We start from the raw sequence: 18,229 nt of genomic DNA on the forward strand, positions 1-18,229 counted from the left end.
GGAATGCCCGCGAACTGAGAGGATGGCCACACACCGAGCGTGAGGGAATCCGGATGCGACGATCGTGGACGTTCACCATCACGAGCGAGATCCCCGCCCCGCCGGAGCGGGTGTGGGCACGCGTGGTGACCCCGGAGGGGATCAACCACGAGATGCGCCCGTGGATGACCATGTCGATGCCGCCCGGCGCGAGGGGCATGACGATCGACTCGATACCCGTCGGCACCGGCCAGCCCGTGGGCCGGGCGTGGATCCGCCTGTTCGGGCTGGTGCCGTTCGACTTCGACCACCTGGTGATCGCCCGCCTCGAGCCCGGCCGCCGGTTCGTCGAGGAGTCGACCATGGCGAGCATGCGCCGCTGGGGCCACGACCGCACGGTCGCCCCCGGCCGTGCCGCCAGCTCCTCGCAGGTCACTGACGTGGTGACCCTGGAACCCCGGGCGCCGCTGCGGGTGGCCGGCCCGCTACTGCGCCGGGTGCTCGGGGCGTTCTTCGCCCACCGCCACCGCCGGCTGGCCGCGTATTTCGCCGATTCCCGGGGAGAACCCTGATGCGCTCGCGCCGCCCGCCCGCGAGACTGGGGTCATGACACAGCACCACGACCACCGGCAGCCCGGATACGCCCCGATGGCCATCAGTTCCGAGGACCGCACAGCAGCGGCCCTCGCCCATGCCTCGAGCCTCATCGCCATGGTCATCTCGGCCGGATGGCTGTCCTTCGTCGGCCCACTCGTCGCGTGGCTGATCTACAAGGGCCGCAGCCCGTTCGTCCGCCAGGCCGCCGCCGGCTCGTTCAACTTCAACCTCACGATGTGGCTGGTCAGCATCGTCGGCTGGATCTGCATCATCACGATCATCGGCATCCCGCTCGGGCTGCTCCTACTCGCAGTGTCCTTCTTGGGGCAGGTCATCGCGCACGTGATCGGCACGCTCCGCGCCACCCGGGGCGAGGTAATGAACTACCCGCTCCAGATCAAGATCCTGCGCTGAGCAGAACTATTCCCGCGCAACGTGGCGGATCGGCCCGTGTAGCGAGGTGACCAGCAGGTCGCCCGACCCGAAGTCGCCGAAGCCGTCGGCCACTAGCACGCTCGTCGCGCGCGGGATCCCGCCGACCAGTACGCACGCCTCACCGCTGGCCCGGTCGATCCGGTACACCTCACCGGAGGACCACGAGGTCACGTACAGCGCCTCGGCGGTGATGTCGAGGTCGTCGAGCCCGCGCGGTGTGGTGGGTGGCGCGGTCAGCTCGGTGGTGGTCCACTCGCCCGGCCGGTCGAGCGGGACGGCGTGGACCACGGCGCGGTCGGTGGGCTGGGTGACGTACGCGGTGTCGCCGTCGATCGCGATCCCGTTGGACACCCCGATCGCCGCCGCCTGCGACCACTCCCGGTCCACCTCGCCGTCCGGGCCGACCTTGGTCAGCGTCGTGTCCTGCAGGCCGGTGAGGTAGCGGTTGCCGTCGGCATCCACGGCCAGGCCGTTCTTCCGGCTGCCCAACCGGGCCTCGACCCGCGCCTCCGGCTGCTCGGCCGCGGGATCAAAGGTGATGAGGTCGGAGCGGTCGGCCAGGTATCCGGTCCCGGCCGCCACGTGCATTCGTCCGTCGGGGCCGAGTGCGATCCCGCCGGGTGCGCGCACGTCGACGCTGGCGATCACCTCGCCGTCGTCGTCGTACGCGTCGACGCGGTCCAGGAACGTCTTGGACACCCACAGGCGCCCGGCAGCGTCGAATGCCATGTTCTCGGTCCAGCCGAGCACGGGTGGTGGGGTGGCGCCGAACGTCGTCACGTGCGGCGCGGGGCCCTCGCACGCGCCGATCGGGGCCCCGGCGGAGTCCGAGGACGCCCCCAGGCCGAACGCCGCGTCTGACCCGGCGTCGAGCGCGGCCACCGAGCCGGCGTGGGAGCCCGACGGCACCGCCTCCACCGACCCCGACACGGGTGCGCCGACGGCGCCCAGCGAGGTGGCCGCGCCGACCACCGCCGAGCCGAGCGGGTCGGCGGCAGCGGCACCGCTGGTGGTGGTCAGGGCGAGAACGGGGACGACGACGGCGAGGGCCGCGGTCACCCGGCGGAGGGGCTGCATGCCCCCATCCTCACACGCCCTCGGGTCGGCGACCGTGGAGTTCGTACCGGGCCAGCAGCTCGGCGCGGTCGTGGCCTGAGAGCGGGCGGTATTCGTCGTCGTCGCCTCGCAGGTACACCTCGCCCGGCACGGTCCAGGAGTCGCGGCGCAGGCTCGGCTTGGAGATCTTGCGGGTCGCGGTGACCGGCATGGTCTCGACGATCCGCACAAAGCGCGGCGCCCACTTGGTGCCCATGTCCGGCTGGGTGCGGCAGAACTCGCCGAAGGCGGCGGGGTCGAAGCGGGCGCCCGGCTCGAGCTGGATCGAGGCCATCACCTGGTCGCCGGTCCGCGGGTCGGGCACCGGGTAGACGGCCACCACCAGCACGCCGGGGAAGCGGTCGAGGATCTGCTCCACCGGCCCGGCCGAGAAGTTCTCGCTGTCCACGCGGATCTTGTCGCCCGAGCGGCCCGCGAAGTAGAAGAACCCGTCCGAGTCCTTGTACCCCAGGTCGCCGGAGTGGAAGACCGCGCCGACATTGCGCTCGGCGGTGGCCTCCGGGTTGCGGTAGTAGCCCTCGAACAGGGCGGCGCCGGTGAGGTTGCAGATCTCGCCGATCGCCTCGGCCGCGTTCGCCAGCCCGCCGTCGGCGTCGAACCGCGCGGGCGGGCACTCGCGCCCGGACTCGTCGAGGATCGCCACGTCCATATGTGCGCCCGCCACCCCCAGCGCGCCCGGCGGGGTGTCGGGGGTCCGGGAGATCACCACGCCGCCCTCGCTGCTGCCGTACGACTCGCCGGGCGTGACGCCAAACCGGCGCGCGAACTCGGCGCGGTCGTGCGCCGACGCCTCGGTGCCAAAGACGATCCGCAGCGCTGTGCGCGCCTCCTCGGGCCGCTCGGGCTGCGCCAGGACGTAGGACAGGGACCGGCCCACGTAGTTGACGTAGGTGGCGCCGAAGCGCAGCACGTCGGGCAGGAACCCCGAGGCCGAGAACGTGCGCCGCATGGTGAACGTGCAGCCGACGTACGCGGACGGCGCGAACGCGGCCATGAGGGCGTTGCCGTGGAACAGCGGCATCGCGTTGTAGGTCACGTCGCCGCGGACCAGGCCCCGGTAGTTGACCTGGCCGAGCATCGCCAGGCGCCCGGTCGAGCACATGACCGCCTTGGGCGCGCCGGTCGAGCCCGAGGTGAACAGCAGCGCCAGCAGGGTGTGGGGATCGCGCGCGGCCTCGCTCAGGCGCGGCTCGGCGCCGGCGTGGGCGGCCAGCAGCTCCCGCCACCGCCCCGACCCCACGCCCACGCTCCCGGCGGCACCCGTGTCCAGGTCGGTGAGCAGCGCGGCGCCGTCGTCGTCGTGCACTATGACGTCGCAGTCGACGCCGCGGATGTCCGAGGCGAGTTCGGCGCCGCGGCGCGTGGGGTTGATGCCGACGATCGTCACGCCCGCCATCGCCGCGCCGCACAGCAGGAACAGGTACTCGGGCACGTTCTCCAGCAGCACGCCCACGTGCAGGCGGCGATACTTCTCCGGCCGGCCCGCGTAGGAGTGGGCGTACTCGCGGGACCACGCGCGCAGGATCTCCGCCCGCACCGCGGCCTCGGCTACGAACTCGCGCCACGTCCAGGACCGGTCCTCGAACCGCAGCCCCGGGTGGTCGTCGGTCGCGCGCACGAGCAGGATGTCCCCGAACGTCGCGTGCGGCATGTCGTGTCCAGGATTGAAATCAGCGCGGCCCATGACAGGCAAGAGTAGGTCATCCCGCGGCTCGGCGGAGGTCGATCCGTCCCGGAAGCTGACAGTCGTCAACACGGCTGGTTCCGGCGCGATCGACCCCGCCGCGGCGGACAATGAGCGACACGCCACCCCGACGAGCAGGACCACCCGTGACCCCTCCACCCGGCAGCCACCGACCCCCGTGGGGCACGCGGCTGCTCGGCGACTCCGTGGAACCGCCGCCGCGCAGTAAACGGCGCGTCCAGTGGGTGCTCACGTGGACCCTGCTGGTCACGCACCTGCTCGGGATCGTCGGCGCGGTGGGGCTCCAGTGGGTCCTGCTGCCCACGGACGAACTCCTCCACGGCCGCTACCGGGTCCCCGCGCTGGTGGTGACGCCGATCGTCGTGGTGGTGACGGTCGTGTTCGGACTGAGTTGGCTGACGTGGGTCGTGCACCGGTGGCTGCGCTGGCCGGACGAGAACCGGGCGCCCACGGTGTCCGAGCAGCTGATCTGCCTGGTCGTGCCCTGGCGCCTGACCGTGCTCACGACCGCGCTGTGGGTGATCGGCGGCGCCGTGACCGTGACCGCGTACGCGCGTGTCGAACCGGCCGTCGTGCCGGTGCTCGCCACCGCGGTGCTGATCTGCGGACTGCTCGCCTCCGGGCTCGGCTACCTCGTCGCGGAGGTGGCGCTGCGGCCGCTCACGGCGATCGCGTTCAAGGCCGGCACCCTGCCCGATCGCCCGTTCATCGGCATTCGCGCCCGCCTCATCGGGATCTGGGTGATCGCGATCGCGCTGCCGATGCTCGCGCTGGTCAACCTCGCCGTGTACTTCGTGTCCGGGGACGACCTGCCGGTGGAGCGCATGGCGGTGCTGCTCGGGTTCATCGGCGTGGGCGGGATCATCGTGAGCATCGCCGGCGGATGGCTGCTCGTCACCGCGATGCTCGCCCCGATCCGGTCGGTGACCTGGGCGATGGAGGAACTGGCCGCCGGCAACAGTACCGCCAGGATCGACGTGTTCGACGGCACCGAACTCGGCCAGCTGCAGCGCGGCTTCAACGACATGGCCGGGATGGTGGCCGAGCGGCAGCGGCTCCGCGACCTGTTCGTCCTCCACGTCGGCGGCCAGGTGGCCCGCGCCGCCGAGCTCCAGGAGCCTCGGCTCGGCGGGGAGACGACCCACGTCGCGGTGCTGTTCGTCGACCTGGTGGGCTCCACGACCCTCGCCGCGACGCGCCCCGCCGGCGACGTGGTGGCGCTGCTGAACGCGTTCTTCGACGTGGTGGTGGCCGAGGTCGAGGCCGACGGCGGCTACCTCGACCAGTTCCAGGGCGATGCCGCGCTCGCGGTCTTCGGCGCGCCCGCCCCGCTGCCCGATCCGGCCACGGCCGCGCTCGGGGTCGCCCGCCGACTGGCGGAGGCCCTCACCGCGCGACTGCCCGGGTACGGCAGCGGGATCGGCGTCTCCTACGGCGAGGTGGTGGCCGGCTACGTCGGCTCGGCCACGCGCTTCGAGTACACGGTGATCGGTGACGCGGTGAACGAGGCGGCCCGCCTGTGTGAGCTGGCCAAGGCGGGGCCCGGCCGGGTGCTCGCGTCCGGGCGCGCGCTGGCGGCCGGCACCCCGGAGGAGGCCGGGCGGTGGCGCGCGGGGGAGGACGTGATGCTGCGCGGCCGGACCGAGCCCACGACCCTGGCGCGCCCGGTGCGGTAGGCGGGGCGGCGAGGGCGGGCTGTGGCGGCGGCGCGCGTCTAACATCTCGTCGATCACGGGATCGGCCGCCGAGGGGTGACCTCGGTCTGCGGTAAGAACGAGGTGTCGCCCGTTCGGGGCGCGGTCGCGGGAGGTCGAGGCATGGTCGTGGAACAGGGCGGAGACGCCGGCGTGGGTGGCGGGCGGGTGTCGGGACCGGATGACGACGACGACACCGTCGCCCGCACACTGGTCGATGCCGCGGGCGGAACCTTCTCGCTGAGCGGGATCCACAATTTCCGCGACGTGGCGGGGCACGGCTATCCGGTGGCGCCGAGTACGAGGGCGGGTTCGGGATGGGGTGCGAGTGCAGGGGCCGGTGCGCCGGGCTCCATGGCCCGGGGGGTCGTCTACCGGTCGGCTGCGCTCTCGGCCACAGGCGGTGACCCGGATACCCTCGCGCGCCTCGGTATCGACACCATCGTCGACCTGCGCACCGCGACCGAGGTGGAGATGCGTCCGAGTGTGCCGGTGCCGGGAACCCGGACTGTCGCGGTCGACATCCTGCAGGACAGGTCCACCGCGGCGACGCTCATGAATTCCGGGATCGTCAGTGTGGCCCGGGCACGCGAGGAGATGGGTAGGACGTACGAGCGGTTCGTCGTCGGTGACGGGGAGAGGGCCGCGTTCGGGCGGGCCGTCGCGGCGGTCGCCGGCAGTTCCGGGGCGGCGCTCGTGCACTGCACCGCCGGCAAGGACCGGACAGGGTGGGTCTCCGCGGTGCTCCAGTTGCTCGCCGGGGTCTCGCGCGAGGACGTGCTCGCCGACTACATGCTGACCCGCGAGAACAGCCGGGAACTGTCGGCGGCGATCAGGCAGCAGGTGCGGGACACGATGCCCGAGCAGGCGGAGGCCATCGAGGTGCTCCTCGACGTGGACGAGGCGTTTCTCGGCAGGTCTCTCGACTCACTCGAGGCCGAGTTCGGTGACGTGCGGCGCTATCTCGTGGAGGGGGCCAGCCTGGAGGGCGACCTCGTCGACGGTCTGACAGTGCGTCTCAGAACATGAGTAGCAGGGCGCCGAGCGCGGCGCCGAACGCGACGGACTGCAGCGCCACCGCGATCACCCGGCCGAGTTCGGACTCCGCGCGGGCGTGGACCCACGGCCCGGACATGGTCACGGCGAAGATCATGATCACCACGGCGACGGCATCCAGCGTCCCCGCGAGCTTGGTGGCCACGAGATAGACGGCGATCAGGCCGGCGAGGCCGCCGCCGGTGCCGGCGGCGAGGAAGTGCAGCGGCGACGGCAGCACAGCGGCCGGGGCGACATCGGGGGCCGTGGAGGCGGAGGTGGCAGCCGCGCCCGGCCGGTGGTCCACCTCGGATCCCTCGACATCAGTCACGTCGACGGGATCCACATCGGATACCGGGTCAGGCTGCGGGCCCACGGGGTCCAGCAACTCGAGACGATTTCTCATGGGCCAGAGCCTAACGGGGAGTGGCGCTGAGATGCTTTTGTAAACCTGAGTATCAACATTTGGCGATGTATGTGCAGGTCAGGAGTACGGAAAGGGTGGGAGATTCTCGTCACATGGCGCACTTGGGCCGCTTTAGTTGGTCAAGCGTCCAGTTCGGATGGTGAACATTTGGTAACCTGTTTCACATTCTTCGGGTGGTCGCCTGTGTCGGGGATCCGGTGTCCCACAGGCGGTGATCCGACAGTTGGACCGGGGCGCTCCGGCGCTCTGGATCGGGGGACGCGGCGAGCTGAACCGGTGCACACGGTGTTCACTGACGCCGGTTCCGCGGGGGGAACGCCGGTCGTCGAGAAACGATCATTTCGGTGTCGTGGCGGGCGCGTAGGATACCGACCGTCCGGTGCCGGATGGGCCGGATGATGGTGAGAGAACGGGGCCGTACGTGAGTGCGATCAATGCAGATGGCGGATGGTTCGGGCCCGGGGATGATCTCGAGCGTGCGTGTGACGAGGCGGAGGCTATCCTGCTGGCCGTCGAGGATCTCGACGGTGTCATGGAGGTCATCCGCGAGGCTGACTCCCCGGTCGAGGCGCGCCGTGCGCTGAAGATCGGTTTCGGCTTCACAGGGCGGCAGGCTGCGCTCCTGCTCACTCTGCCGGTGCTGTCCTTCACACGATCCGAGCGGAGGCGACTGGATGCGGGTCGCCGTGCCCGGGTGGAACTCCTGGCGGACGTGACGGGTGTGCTCCCCGCGATCCCGGCCGAGGCCAAAGCCTCCGCCGCCGGCGACGATGAACCGTTCGGTGCCGACGGTTTCTATGGCCGCGAGGACTCATACGCCCGAGATGACTCCTACACCCGCAATGGGTCGTACGACCACGATGCTGCCGCCGACCGCGACGGCGCCGCCGAGGCCGCCTCGTCCGCCGATGGACTGTCAGCGGCTGCGGATGAGTGGAACTCGAACTTCGGCGCTGCTTTTGACGGTGTCCTTGCCGACATCAATTCGGCGATGGCCGAGCCCGTCGCGGAGACCCCGCCGCTGCTCTCTGCTCCGCCGGCGCCCGGATCGGCACCAGGATCCGAGGCCGAGCCACGGCCACGCCTGGCTCCCGACTCCGGTCCTCGGCGGCGGTCGATGTCCGGAAGCGAAGAGGCTTCAACTGTCCTCGACGAGCAGATCGGGGAGTTGACGGACGCACTCGCCGCGCTGATCGGCGTGGCCCCGCCCAGCGGGGTGTGGTTCGACGATCCGCGCTCGTCGTCGGATGAGTCGGGCGCGCAGCTCGATCGGTGCGGCGTGAATGACGAGACCGGTCTCCGGACCCTGCTGTGGCACCTGCACCGGACCGGCCTGGACTCGGTCGAGGGACTGTTCCCGTTCGCCGAGCCGCTGCCGGCCGGCCGGGGATTCGACGCGCAGTCGGTGATGTTCGAGAGCGCGATGTCAGCGCGCGAGTTGGGTTCCCGGCCCGGGTCCGACGTCCGGTGGGCGTCTGGACTGTGGCCGATCGCCGAGCGGCGGGGCTATGGCTACGCCGTGGCGTTCGGCGGTGGCCCGGACGCCGGGTCGGTGTGGGCGTACGGCGGCGGCGAACCGCTGCATCGCCTGTGGGACTCGGTCGTCGACCTGCTCGTGGAGGTCTACCAGTCGTTGATGACCGGTGCGCCCTGCGACTCGGCCGTGGCCACTCCCGTCGACGGCCGGGTGGTCTGGACGAACCTCAGCTGAGCGTCCGGGTCACGGCCGTGGCCCGCGGCCCTCGACAGAACACCAACTCGATGGTCGACACGGTCCTGCCGGTGGTCGTCCCCAGCAGCTCGGCGTAGGCACACAGCTGCAGCAGGTACTCGTCGACGGTGGCGACGGTCGCGCTGACGTCGGTCTTGTAGTCGATGATCGACCACGTGCCGTCGGGCTCCTCCACGACCAGGTCCACGACGCCGTCCACAGCGACGGTCACCCCGTCCGCGGTGGTCAGGGGCCCGGCGACCGGGAGCTCGGCCCAGTACCGCAGACCCGATGCCCGGCGTACGGGCTCGGCGGTGAGCGCAGTGCGGGCAATGGACACCATCTCGGTGACGGCCTGCTGGTCCCGGGCACTGGGCAGGTGTCCACTCAGCCCGAGCGCGGTGAGCTGGTTGGCGGCCCACTGCTCCCACTCGCCCACCGCGGCTGGGTCGTCGATCGAACTGTGTAGGCGAGCCAGATCGGTATGTTCGGCGAGGTGATGCACAGCGGTGCCCACATCGGGTCCCGCGGCGACCGGTGTGTGCCGTGGTGCTGCCGGGAGTTCGCCGACGTGCGTCGGCGCCGGCGCGAAGCGATCCCGAAGCGCGGCTGCCAGTCTCTCGGGCAGCGGCTGCAACTCCGGGGAGCCGTCCTCGCTGGCGGCCGGTGCCTTGAGATTGCGAACCGAGTCCGGGTCCTCGGTTCCGGGGTGGATCTCCGCCGTGTCCGAGGTCTCCGCGGTGTTCGAGGCCCCTGCCGGGGTCGAGCCCGCGGCGACCATGTCCGGGTGCACGATACGAGTGGCCGACCACCCGGCACGTTTGCTCGCCCGTTCCGTCACGATCCGGCTGCGGTCGCTCCATTCCTGCTCGTCGGGTACCTCGATCATGGGAGCCGGAGCGGGGGTCAGTAGTCCGGGCCCGAAGTCGACCAGGGTAGGTGCATCTGGTTCTTCGACCACCGATCCGAGCAGCTTGCCCCACATCTGCAGTGGCTTCTTGTTCTTGCCCAGGGCGTATCCGTGACCGGATACCGCGAGACGGCTCTCGGCACGCGTGGTGGCGACATAGAGCAAGCGGATCCGTTCTGCGAGCGAATGGTCCTTCTCGTGTTGGGCCGCCTGCGTGAACTCCGGGTCGCTGACCATCGTGGAGAAGCGCGCCACAGGGCGCGGGGTTTCGTCGCTGGTCCACAACAGACGGGTGCGATCAGCCGGCCACTGCCGGCTCATCCCGGCCAGGATGACCATCGGGTACTCGAGTCCCTTGGACGCGTGGATGGTGGTGATCCGCACGGCGTCGACGCCGATCTCCGGGATCGCCGCTTCCGGCACCCGAGCATCCTCGGCGGTCAGGGCGAGTGCCCAGTCCGCATACTCGCGCAGGTCCGCCCGGGCGGGATCCGCAGCGGATTCCTCCCACTGCCAGGCGTGCTCGATCACGAACCTGATCCGGCGCCACAGGTCGCGCCGGCGCGGAGAATCAGAGACCGACTCGAACACCATACGGTCGTTGACCAGGCGTTCGAGCAGTTCGCCGGGTCGACGGGTCTCGCGCGAGAGCCCAGAGAGGTACCGCATCGCCTGGGCGACGGGGGAGTCCGTCAGTTCGTCGGGCGCGGGGGCGCCGGATGCCCACGCGCCGCCGCTGGCGTGCCAGCGCAGCAGGTCGTCATCGCCGCACGCGAACAGCGGTGAGCGGAGCGCACCGACCAGGGCGGCCTCGTCTGCCGTATTGGCCACGGCCCGTACCGCCAGCAGCAGGTCGCGGATCTCGGGTGTCCCGTAGACGATCGACGACGCCTCGGTCCGGTAGTCGATCCCGGCGTGATCGAGGCAGGTCTCCAGCATGGGTAGGCTCGCGCGGGACGGCAGCAGGATCGCGATGTCGCCGAGTGCCAGCGGTGTCTGGTCACCGTTCTTGGACTCGTGCGTCCACTTCTCGCTGATGGCCGTGGCGATCACCCGGGCGACATCGGCTGCCTCGGTCCAGTGCCGGAGGGTGGCGTCATTCGCCTCGGTGGGGCACTGCTCGGGGACGTCCTCGGTGCGGAACACGAACGGCTTCGGACCGTGGGCGGGATCATGGGTCGGCCTGCTCGGCGCCGGGTCGAGCGCCTGGTACTCGGGCTGCACGCCGTCGATCGGCACGAGGATCTCGCCGAACACCGAGTTGACCCACTCCAGGACAAAGCGGGAACAGCGGAAGTTGGTGCTCAGCCGCTCGATCTCGACACCAGTGGACGCACCGGGCCCGTCGCCCCGCGCCCGGAGGTAGGTGGCGATGTCCGCCCGACGGAACCGGTATATCGACTGCTTGGGATCACCTACGGTGAACAGGCGCCCGGGCTCCGGGCCGGGACGATCCGCGGCCGCGGTCAGCAGCTCGGCGATGTCCAGCTGGATGGGATCGGTGTCCTGGAACTCGTCGATGAGGATGCGGCGGTACCTGTCGCGGACCCGATCTCGCACCTCGGGATTCTGGAGCAGGTCGCGAGCCAGGACGAGTTGGTCGTGGAACTGTAGAGTTCCGTGGCGGCGTCGGTCAGCGGCGTGGCGACGCACGACGGGGATGAGCGCGTCCAGCACCACGGCGATGCGCGGTGGCCAGTGCGTGTCCATGACCTCCTGACACTGGGCGCCGAACTGCTTGATCTCGGTCTTGATCTCCTTGACCATCTCGGTGCCACCCCAGTTGGCGCCCTTTCCTCCGTTGCCCGGCCCTTGGGGTTTCCCGAGCAGTTCGATCCAGGTCGGGGTCGCTGTGGGATCGGCCAGAGCCGTGTCGAGATTCTCCAGCCAGGTCAGGTGCTTGTCCAGGGTGGCGTAGAGGGCGTCCGAGGGATCCTCGCACTTGTCGCGCCACGCGATGATCGACGCGGCAGCGGCTTGTATCCCGCTCAAGTCCGGCACGCTGGCGAGTTCGGACCCGTCGTGAAGGGGCGTGTCAGGGAGTCGGTCCCAGCTACCGTGCAGGGCTTCCATCACCTCGCGGAACGCGGGCGCCTTGACGCCCGCATCAAGGATGTCGTCGACAGCGCGGGCCAGGTTGCCCGTGCGCTCCGCGGTGGGACCGCTGCCGAACAGGATCGCCGCGCATTCCTGCCACATCGCCTCCACCGCGGCGTCCTCCGCGGTGGACTGCTGGGCGGTCACCTGGGGCGGGATGCCGGCCTCCAGCGGATTCTCGGACAGAAGCCGCAGGGCGAACGAGTGCAGTGTGCCGATGGCCGATGTGTCCAGGCCCGCCAGCGCGGTCTCCGCGCGGCGGTCCGGCCGCCCACGTTCTCCGACGAGATGCATGCGCAGCCGGTCGCGGAGCTCGGCGGCGGCCTTCTCCGTGAACGTGATGGCGGCGAGCTGCTCGATGGGGATCCCATCGTCGAGCAGGAGCGCGCTGAGCCGGTGGACGAGTGCGCGGGTCTTGCCCGTGCCGGCGCCGGCCTCGACGAACAGGGTCGCGGCGGTGTCTGACTCGACCCGGGTGCGGGCGGCAGAGTCGGGGAGCAGGGTCATCAGGAGGCCTCCGATCCGTTCACACTCAGGTCAGGCGCGAGCATTCCCGCGAACGCTGGGTGGGACGCCACCGGTTCGCGCGTCGACAGGAGCTCCCATGACCGGTCGAGGTCCACTCCACCGAGCAGGTCGGCTAGATCCCGCGAGGATCCGCGTCCGCCCTTCAGCGGGAACCAGCCGTTCTGGAGTGCGTCGACGAGGTTGCCGACGTCTGTCCGGACCTGCTCCATCAGCGTCTCGGTGACGGGGAGGGCGACTTCGGTGAACTCCCCGCGCTCGGTGCAATACCAGTACCGCACCTCGCTGACCGGGCGACCATCCGCGGCCGCCGCGGCCGCGGCGTACAACGGCAACTGGAATCTGGTGCCGGCCCTGGTGGGATCGGCTTCCGTCGGGCGGTCTGATTCGTCCGGGGCCTTCCCCGTCTTGTAATCGGTGACGCGCTGTGAGCCACGGAGGTTGTCGAGTCGGTCGATCGACCCGGCGAGCTGCAGGGAAACAGGTCCGCGTGAGGTGGAGACCTCGTAGGGGACCTCGAGCTCCGTCCCTTTCTCGGTTGCGTCCTCGGTGGCGCGCCCGAAGTCGAGCTCGGTGGCGGCGGGACTCCATCCCGCGGCGGCGTCCTCGCTGTCGGCGGCGAACCACGAGTCGAGTTCCGCCGCGAGCAGCGCCTGCCGACGGCGCCAGAGCGAGGCGACCAGTCCGGGGGACGCGGCGATGGCCGCCTCGCACTCGACCCGGAGGAACTCCATGAGCCGATCCCGGTCCGGACCGGATCCCGTGTCGATCCGCCAGTCGACGTATCGCTGGAGGATCAGGTGGATCAGCTTTCCGTAGTCGCGGAGATCCATCTCGATGTCCTCCGCCGGATCGTCGAGCACACGAACCCGCAGTACGGTCCCGAGGAAGAACAGATAGGGGCTCTGGGCCCAGTCCTCGAGACGGGTCGGGGACAGTGGACGATCGAGGACGGTGAGCAGCTCCGCGGCCGAGGACACGTCGCCGGTGAATCGACTGAACTGGCCCAGGCGACGATCGCGCCGCATCTCACCGGCGCGCTGGAGCTCCTCTGGGGCGTCGGACCGGACGTTCCACCCGTTGCCGGCGAGTCCACGGATCCTCAGCTCGGCCGGGGTCGCTGGATCGGAGCCCAGGACGGTGGGTGGGGTCAGGATGCCGTCGACGAACGACGACACCGCGGTGATCGAGTCGTTCCCGGCCACGGCCTGTTGCCAGTCGGTCGCCTTGACCTCGGATCCGGTGAGTCGCGACAGCGTCGGGAGAAGCCACCGGGACGGGATGCGGTCCCCGCCACCGCGCATCGAACCGCGGGGGAACGAACACAGGCGGTGGGTCGAGCCGGCGGCCAGCGCCAGCTGGAGGACCCGGTAGCGCTCGTCGAGCATCTCGGACGCCGGTGGGTCGACCGTCCCCTCGGGGACCAACGGGTCCGGTCGGTGCAGGACGGGCAGGAGGCCCTCGGCCATGCCCACCACGCAGACGGTGTCCAGGTCACGGCCGACCGCCTCGTCGATCGGGCCGAGCGCGATCCCGACCCCCTCCTCACCGACTCGGTCGCCGATCGCGTCGAGGCGTGTGGTGACCGCTCCGATGACTCGCTCGCGGGTAATTCGGGGACCGACGGTATCGAGGTCGACGAGGGATCCGACGGCCGCGAGTACGGCCGCACGGTCGGTCCCCTGCCTGATCAACGACGTGACCAGGGTGTTCACCGTGGCGGCCACCTCTGCCCAGCTGCGTGCGGCGTCGATCGACTCCAGGCATGACCGGACCGATCCGATCAGTCCGAGGAGTGCGGCGGCGGCATCCCGCTCGGGATCCCGAAGGCGATTCGGCTCGGCTCGTATTGCTTCAGCGAGGTGGTCCCAGTCGGTGCCCTCGATCACGGGAAACCGCGTGCGGGTGAGGTTCTCGAGGCGGCGTGAGGAGACGGACTTCCCCCGAGAATCGACCACGGTCAGGGCGCCTTCCGCCACGACGGACAGGAGCTCCGCCCGGTTCATCCGTGCGGCGTCCAGGCCGAGCAGGCGGACGAGGGTCCGACCCGCCGGGGAGCGGCCCACGCTGTGATCGGTCGGGCCGTGGACGGCGATGCCGGCCTCGGCGAATGCCCGGTGGAGAAGCCGTAGGTACGGATCCGGCGACGGGTAGTAGACGCCGATCCGATGGCCGGGAATCCCCTCGGACAGACGCGATCGGACGAAGCGGACCACAGCCCGCACCTCGTCATCCGAATCAGAGGCGTGGAGGACATGGGACCCGGTCACCGCCTCGGGTGTGTCGGGCTCGGCCGCCCCCGCCAGGTGGTCCGCCCCGGTCCCGGGAAGCACGGTCACCCCGCGCTCCTCGAGCGAGTCACGAAGGCGCTGCTCGGTCCGCGTCCCCCGTAGAGGCGCGGCCACCAGGACGTGCCCCAGCTCGTTCAGTCGGTCGAGCGCCACGGTCGCGGCCTCGAACTGCGTGTAATAGGAGGGGCCGGTCAGGGAGCCGGCGTGCGCGCCCAGGCGCAGCACCTCCTCGTGGAGTGGTGTCTCGGGCGTGACCGTGGCCGGATCGATCGTGCCCAGACGGAGGCAGGCTCTCGCGACGGCCTCACCGGTGACCGGCTCGGACGCGACGTCCACGAGCCGCCCCGGGTCCGTGTCCATCGCCGTGTCGACCGCCGCGGCCAGGAGAGGGAACGGTAGTGGGGCCCGCGGGGAGAGCACGGGGCCGGACAGCTCCGTAATCACCTGCGAGGGGGTCCTCACGGCCACGTTGACGGCACCGCCGGACAGGGCCAGGGCGCGTACGAGGTCCCTGGACGCACCGAACGAGGGGACGATGACGGTGATGCGCCCCAGCGGGTTCGCATCACGGATTCGCCGCACCTCGGCAGCGACGACTGCGGTGAGGGAGGGGGCGGAGGAGTCCTGGAATCCGGTCACGCCGTCATGGTGCCCCATCCCTACGACACGACGGTCGGGAAAGGTCACCGATCACCGCGACTGGAGCGACGTGACCGGCCGACGTGACCGATCGCCGCGGCCCGGGCGCCGCGCCGCTCTGTGCAGCGACGCGGCGCCCGGGCCAGCGGGGCAGTCATGCAATACCGTCAGGCCACCGGGGCGAGCGCGGCCACGTCGTCGACCGCCCGACGGAGCTCGCGGGATGCCGCACAGTCGCCGAGTCGTGCGGTCACCGTGTCGGCGATCGCGCCGTAGAACCACAGCTTCTCCGCCGGCCCGGCGTTGAACAGGCCCCACATCGACTCGCCCTGACGTTCGTGGGCGACGACCATCGAGCGCAGATTGTGGATCTTGTCCGCGGCCGAGATGAGCAGGCACTCCTCGGAATCCTGCTCCAGCTGCGCGAGATAGCCCTCCTTGCGCACGCGCCACGGAGGCGTCTCCTCACCAGCCGTCTTCTCCTCCGACACCCCGCGCACCATCTCGGTGACGCGTTCGCCGAACTCGGCGGTCATGTCCGCGGCCGAGTAGACAGACGGCGGCACGTCCTCCAGGACGTCGTGGAGGATCGCGGCCACCACCACGTCCTCGTCGTCCGTGAAGTCGGAGACGATCATCGCCACCGCCACCGGGTGGGCGATGTAGGGCGTCGGATCGTCCTTTCGGGTCTGGCCCTCGTGGGCACGGGCGGCGACCGCGAGCGCGCGGTCGATCGTGGGGGTCCAGGTAAGTGGCATTGCGCTCTCCTCTCAGGGAGGGGCCCGGCGTCGGGCAACGCCGCCGGGTGGGAGGCCCAACCGCGGAGGCTCCGGCCTCACCATCAGTAGACACCACGGGTACGACACGGTCGGACAGACGCCCGGGCCATCGCCCGTCGATCCTCACGCCGCTGCTCATCACCGAGTACGTGGAGGGGACGAGTTACAACCCGGCGACGGTGGTGACATCGGTGGTGACGGCGATGGTGACGACGACGACAACATCGGCAGCTGGGGCAGGATCTCCTCGCCCGGCTAGACGTTCTGGGCAACCTCGGGTCCTGAGCGCCCGTCGTCGGGGTAGCTCACTCCACTGATCCTCACCGATCTCCTCCCGGACGGAACCGTTCGAGCGGTCGGGGCCGTCATACCGTGTGACAGCCCCTTCGGGGACGGGCACGGGATCAGGCCGAGGAGAGCAATGGCAGGCAGCACGATCAGGGCGGATGCCGACAAGATCGAGCATTCGGTATCGGTGTTCCGCGACGCCGGCGACGGGGTCGCGGGGGTGTCGTTCGACGGGGTCGCTGCGGCAGTCGGCGCGTCGCTGCCCGGCGGTTCCGCTATCGAGGGCGCCCTGGACCGGGCGTGCGGTGCCGCCGCCGTGTGTGCGGCGCGGAGCTCGGGTCGACTGGTCGGGCTCGCCGACTTCGCTGCCGAGGCGCATCGATTCCTCGAGGCAGAGGACGAGGACTTCGCGGCGTCGCTGGGCGCGGTCGTGGGCCGATGAGCTACTCGGTGGCAGAGGTCCGGCTGTGGGATGTCTCGGCACTGAACGACGCCGCCAGAGCGGTCGGGGCACAGTCGGAGATGGCGGTGCGAGCGAGGTACACCCTTACCGACGGGGCCGAAACGCTCGATGAGGGTTGGGACGGGCTCGCCGCGCAGGCGGTGATCGAGGCTGCTGAGGGGGAGAAGCGGCACATCTCCCATTTAACTGCGGGTCTCGAAGACCTAGACGATGCGCTGGTCCGAGCGGTGAAAGCTCTGGGACCCGCTGTGCAGTCGGTTCGAGACCGCATCGCCGAAGCCGAGGCGGCCGGCCTGATGGTTGAGGGCAACACGGTGCGCCCGGTGATCGCGAGCGCTGGCGGGGCCGGTGCTGGTGCCGGTGCAAGTGCTGGCGCCGCTGCTGATGCCGATACTGTCCAGGCCACCGTCGATTTTCACGCTGCGCAGATCAGCGGGGCGGTGGAGACGGTGCGCTCGCTCGACGAGCATTATGGGCGGGAGATCGACCGGATCGCGGCCGAGCTCCATGCCTCGATACCGGCAGCGGTCGACCGCTTGCCGATCCCCGGGCCGGATAATCCCTGGCTCCTCCGTGGTCTGGATGCGATGACTGGGGCAGCGAGCAGTGGATTTCCGAATTTCGCAGACGACCTCGATCCGGAAACCCGCGGCAAACACATGAAGAATGCGGTGTCCGACGACATAGGAAGTTCAACGGCCAAGAGCCTACGGATGATGGGTAAGTTTGCCGGTGCGCTCGGCGCAGGCGTGACTGTCTATGACGGATACCAGGGGTATCGAGATGGCGAGACGTCTGCCGTCGAAGCCGCCATTGAAACCACAGGAGCTCTCGGGGGCGGTATGGCGGGCGGCGCGGTAGCCGGAGCCGCCGCGGGATCGTTTTTTGGCCCAGTTGGTACTTTGATTGGCGCCGGGATAGGTGCAGCGGTCGGCTCGTATTTCGGCCAGAAAGCTGGCGATAAGATGCACGAGGAGATTTTCAATGACCGGTCCGCGTGAGGACTTCAGCCACCATGAAGGCCTTGATGTTCCGGGCCCGTCGGACGATCGAAGCGTTCCCTACGAGTACCCCTCGCTTGATGAGAAGACTGATTACTGGGCTGGCAGGTGGGCGGAATTCAAAAGGCTGTTGCGTCAACGATGGGACGATCCAGTATTTCGGGTCACGTTGACCCTTTCAACGATCGTGTTCTTTGGCTTGATTATTTGGGGATTGATCAACAAATATTTGGTGCCGTTAGTGTTTCAATGAGGACAACCTAGGCTGGCGTTGTCGTCGCCCTCTCTTTCCCTGCGCCAGATCTCGCGGACGACTTGGTGTCGATTGTCCAGTCGGTGAGGGTATTGCGGCAGCCTGTTTCGGAGACCGGGCGCAGCGGCATGGGCTCGCTGCGGATGCCGATCTCGGCTAGCGCCGCGCGGGGGCGGCATGGCGGACGGCACCGTAGCCCGAGCTTCAGCGGGATCGATTCTTGGTCCGGTTAGTACATTGATCGGCGCTGGCGTAGGTGCAGCTGTCGGCCCACACATCGACCA

At 69.9% G+C, this 18,229-nt stretch carries 14 protein-coding genes; 8 read left to right on the forward strand and 6 right to left on the reverse strand.

All coding sequences use genetic code 11. The annotated features are described in order from the left end of the window. Positions 1-53 precede the first annotated feature (53 nt). The gene (locus OPF83_RS15305) at positions 54-551 is read left to right on the forward strand and encodes a hypothetical protein (RefSeq protein WP_264888460.1); all 498 of its coding nucleotides are present in this window, start codon (positions 54-56) and stop codon (positions 549-551) included. 34 nt (positions 552-585) lie between these two features. Then, positions 586-990, forward strand: a complete 405-nt coding sequence (locus tag OPF83_RS15310; protein WP_264888461.1) for a DUF4870 domain-containing protein — start codon at positions 586-588, stop codon at positions 988-990. A 6-nt stretch (positions 991-996) separates the two neighbouring features. Here OPF83_RS15310 and OPF83_RS15315 read toward each other — a convergent pair whose 3' ends face one another. Together OPF83_RS15315 and OPF83_RS15320 are read right to left on the reverse strand one after the other, a co-directional pair. Continuing rightward, positions 997-2,088 carry an SMP-30/gluconolactonase/LRE family protein gene (locus tag OPF83_RS15315; RefSeq protein WP_264888462.1) on the reverse strand — a complete coding sequence of 364 codons (1,092 nt, stop codon included), beginning with the start codon at positions 2,086-2,088 and terminating at the stop codon, positions 997-999. Positions 2,089-2,098: 10 nt separating this feature from the next. Next, on the reverse strand, positions 2,099-3,811 hold the full coding sequence (locus tag OPF83_RS15320) for an AMP-binding protein (RefSeq protein WP_264888463.1): 1,713 nt from the start codon (positions 3,809-3,811) through the stop codon (positions 2,099-2,101). Positions 3,812-3,957: 146 nt separating this feature from the next. Between OPF83_RS15320 and OPF83_RS15325 the strand changes: the two genes are divergently transcribed. Continuing rightward, on the forward strand, positions 3,958-5,508 hold the full coding sequence (locus tag OPF83_RS15325; protein WP_264888464.1) for an adenylate/guanylate cyclase domain-containing protein: 1,551 nt from the start codon (positions 3,958-3,960) through the stop codon (positions 5,506-5,508). Positions 5,509-5,649: 141 nt separating this feature from the next. Next, the gene (locus OPF83_RS15330) at positions 5,650-6,555 is read left to right on the forward strand and encodes a tyrosine-protein phosphatase (RefSeq protein WP_264888465.1); all 906 of its coding nucleotides are present in this window, start codon (positions 5,650-5,652) and stop codon (positions 6,553-6,555) included. On the opposite strand, the gene OPF83_RS15335 is transcribed toward OPF83_RS15330, so the two are convergent. After that, positions 6,545-6,967 carry a hypothetical protein gene (locus tag OPF83_RS15335; RefSeq protein WP_264888466.1) on the reverse strand — a complete coding sequence of 141 codons (423 nt, stop codon included), beginning with the start codon at positions 6,965-6,967 and terminating at the stop codon, positions 6,545-6,547. The genes OPF83_RS15330 and OPF83_RS15335 overlap by 11 nt on opposite strands. Before the next feature lie 442 nt (positions 6,968-7,409). Between OPF83_RS15335 and OPF83_RS15340 the strand changes: the two genes are divergently transcribed. After that, positions 7,410-8,699 carry a DNA gyrase subunit A gene (locus OPF83_RS15340; protein WP_264888468.1) on the forward strand — a complete coding sequence of 430 codons (1,290 nt, stop codon included), beginning with the start codon at positions 7,410-7,412 and terminating at the stop codon, positions 8,697-8,699. On the opposite strand, the gene OPF83_RS15345 is transcribed toward OPF83_RS15340, so the two are convergent. The 3 genes from OPF83_RS15345 to OPF83_RS15355 all read right to left on the reverse strand — a co-directional run bounded on the left by OPF83_RS15345 (position 8,692) and on the right by OPF83_RS15355 (position 15,919). After that, the gene (locus tag OPF83_RS15345; RefSeq protein WP_264888469.1) at positions 8,692-12,213 is read right to left on the reverse strand and encodes an exodeoxyribonuclease V subunit beta; all 3,522 of its coding nucleotides are present in this window, start codon (positions 12,211-12,213) and stop codon (positions 8,692-8,694) included. The two genes, OPF83_RS15340 and OPF83_RS15345, sit on opposite strands and share 8 nt — an antisense overlap. After that, on the reverse strand, positions 12,213-15,161 hold the full coding sequence (locus OPF83_RS15350; protein ID WP_264888470.1) for a PD-(D/E)XK nuclease family protein: 2,949 nt from the start codon (positions 15,159-15,161) through the stop codon (positions 12,213-12,215). Before OPF83_RS15350 ends, OPF83_RS15345 begins: the two co-directional genes overlap by 1 nt. 167 nt (positions 15,162-15,328) lie before the next feature. Beyond that, positions 15,329-15,919, reverse strand: a complete 591-nt coding sequence (locus tag OPF83_RS15355; protein ID WP_264888471.1) for an HD domain-containing protein — start codon at positions 15,917-15,919, stop codon at positions 15,329-15,331. 442 nt (positions 15,920-16,361) lie between these two features. Here OPF83_RS15355 and OPF83_RS15360 point away from each other — a divergent pair, with 442 nt between their 5' ends. Genes OPF83_RS15360 through OPF83_RS15370 form a run of 3 tightly spaced genes read left to right on the forward strand, consistent with a single transcriptional unit; the run spans position 16,362 to position 17,945 of the window. Further along, positions 16,362-16,670: a hypothetical protein gene (locus OPF83_RS15360; protein ID WP_264888472.1), complete on the forward strand. Its 309-nt coding sequence runs from the start codon at positions 16,362-16,364 to the stop codon at positions 16,668-16,670. Then, positions 16,667-17,692 (forward strand): hypothetical protein, encoded by a 1,026-nt coding sequence (locus OPF83_RS15365; protein WP_264888473.1) that lies wholly within the window; start codon positions 16,667-16,669, stop codon positions 17,690-17,692. Before OPF83_RS15360 ends, OPF83_RS15365 begins: the two co-directional genes overlap by 4 nt. After that, positions 17,676-17,945: a hypothetical protein gene (locus OPF83_RS15370; protein ID WP_264888475.1), complete on the forward strand. Its 270-nt coding sequence runs from the start codon at positions 17,676-17,678 to the stop codon at positions 17,943-17,945. The genes OPF83_RS15365 and OPF83_RS15370 overlap by 17 nt, the downstream gene beginning before the upstream one ends. Positions 17,946-18,229 lie beyond the last annotated feature (284 nt).

The sequence above is a fragment of the Dietzia sp. NCCP-2495 genome (genome assembly GCF_026011735.1).
Taxonomy (GTDB): domain Bacteria; phylum Actinomycetota; class Actinomycetes; order Mycobacteriales; family Mycobacteriaceae; genus Dietzia.

What these genes read in the sequence shown, in the direction of transcription:
- OPF83_RS15305 (WP_264888460.1), top strand. Translation starts at nt 54, where the DNA reads ATGCGACGATCGTGGACGTTCACCATCACGAGCGAGATCCCCGCCCCG.
- OPF83_RS15310 (WP_264888461.1), top strand. Translation starts at nt 586, where the DNA reads ATGACACAGCACCACGACCACCGGCAGCCCGGATACGCCCCGATGGCC.
- OPF83_RS15315 (WP_264888462.1), bottom strand. Translation starts at nt 2,088, where the DNA reads ATGCAGCCCCTCCGCCGGGTGACCGCGGCCCTCGCCGTCGTCGTCCCC.
- OPF83_RS15320 (WP_264888463.1), bottom strand. Translation starts at nt 3,811, where the DNA reads ATGGGCCGCGCTGATTTCAATCCTGGACACGACATGCCGCACGCGACG.
- OPF83_RS15330 (WP_264888465.1), top strand. Translation starts at nt 5,650, where the DNA reads ATGGTCGTGGAACAGGGCGGAGACGCCGGCGTGGGTGGCGGGCGGGTG.
- OPF83_RS15335 (WP_264888466.1), bottom strand. Translation starts at nt 6,967, where the DNA reads ATGAGAAATCGTCTCGAGTTGCTGGACCCCGTGGGCCCGCAGCCTGAC.
- OPF83_RS15345 (WP_264888469.1), bottom strand. Translation starts at nt 12,213, where the DNA reads ATGACCCTGCTCCCCGACTCTGCCGCCCGCACCCGGGTCGAGTCAGAC.
- OPF83_RS15355 (WP_264888471.1), bottom strand. Translation starts at nt 15,919, where the DNA reads ATGCCACTTACCTGGACCCCCACGATCGACCGCGCGCTCGCGGTCGCC.
- OPF83_RS15360 (WP_264888472.1), top strand. Translation starts at nt 16,362, where the DNA reads ATGGCAGGCAGCACGATCAGGGCGGATGCCGACAAGATCGAGCATTCG.
- OPF83_RS15365 (WP_264888473.1), top strand. Translation starts at nt 16,667, where the DNA reads ATGAGCTACTCGGTGGCAGAGGTCCGGCTGTGGGATGTCTCGGCACTG.
- OPF83_RS15370 (WP_264888475.1), top strand. Translation starts at nt 17,676, where the DNA reads ATGACCGGTCCGCGTGAGGACTTCAGCCACCATGAAGGCCTTGATGTT.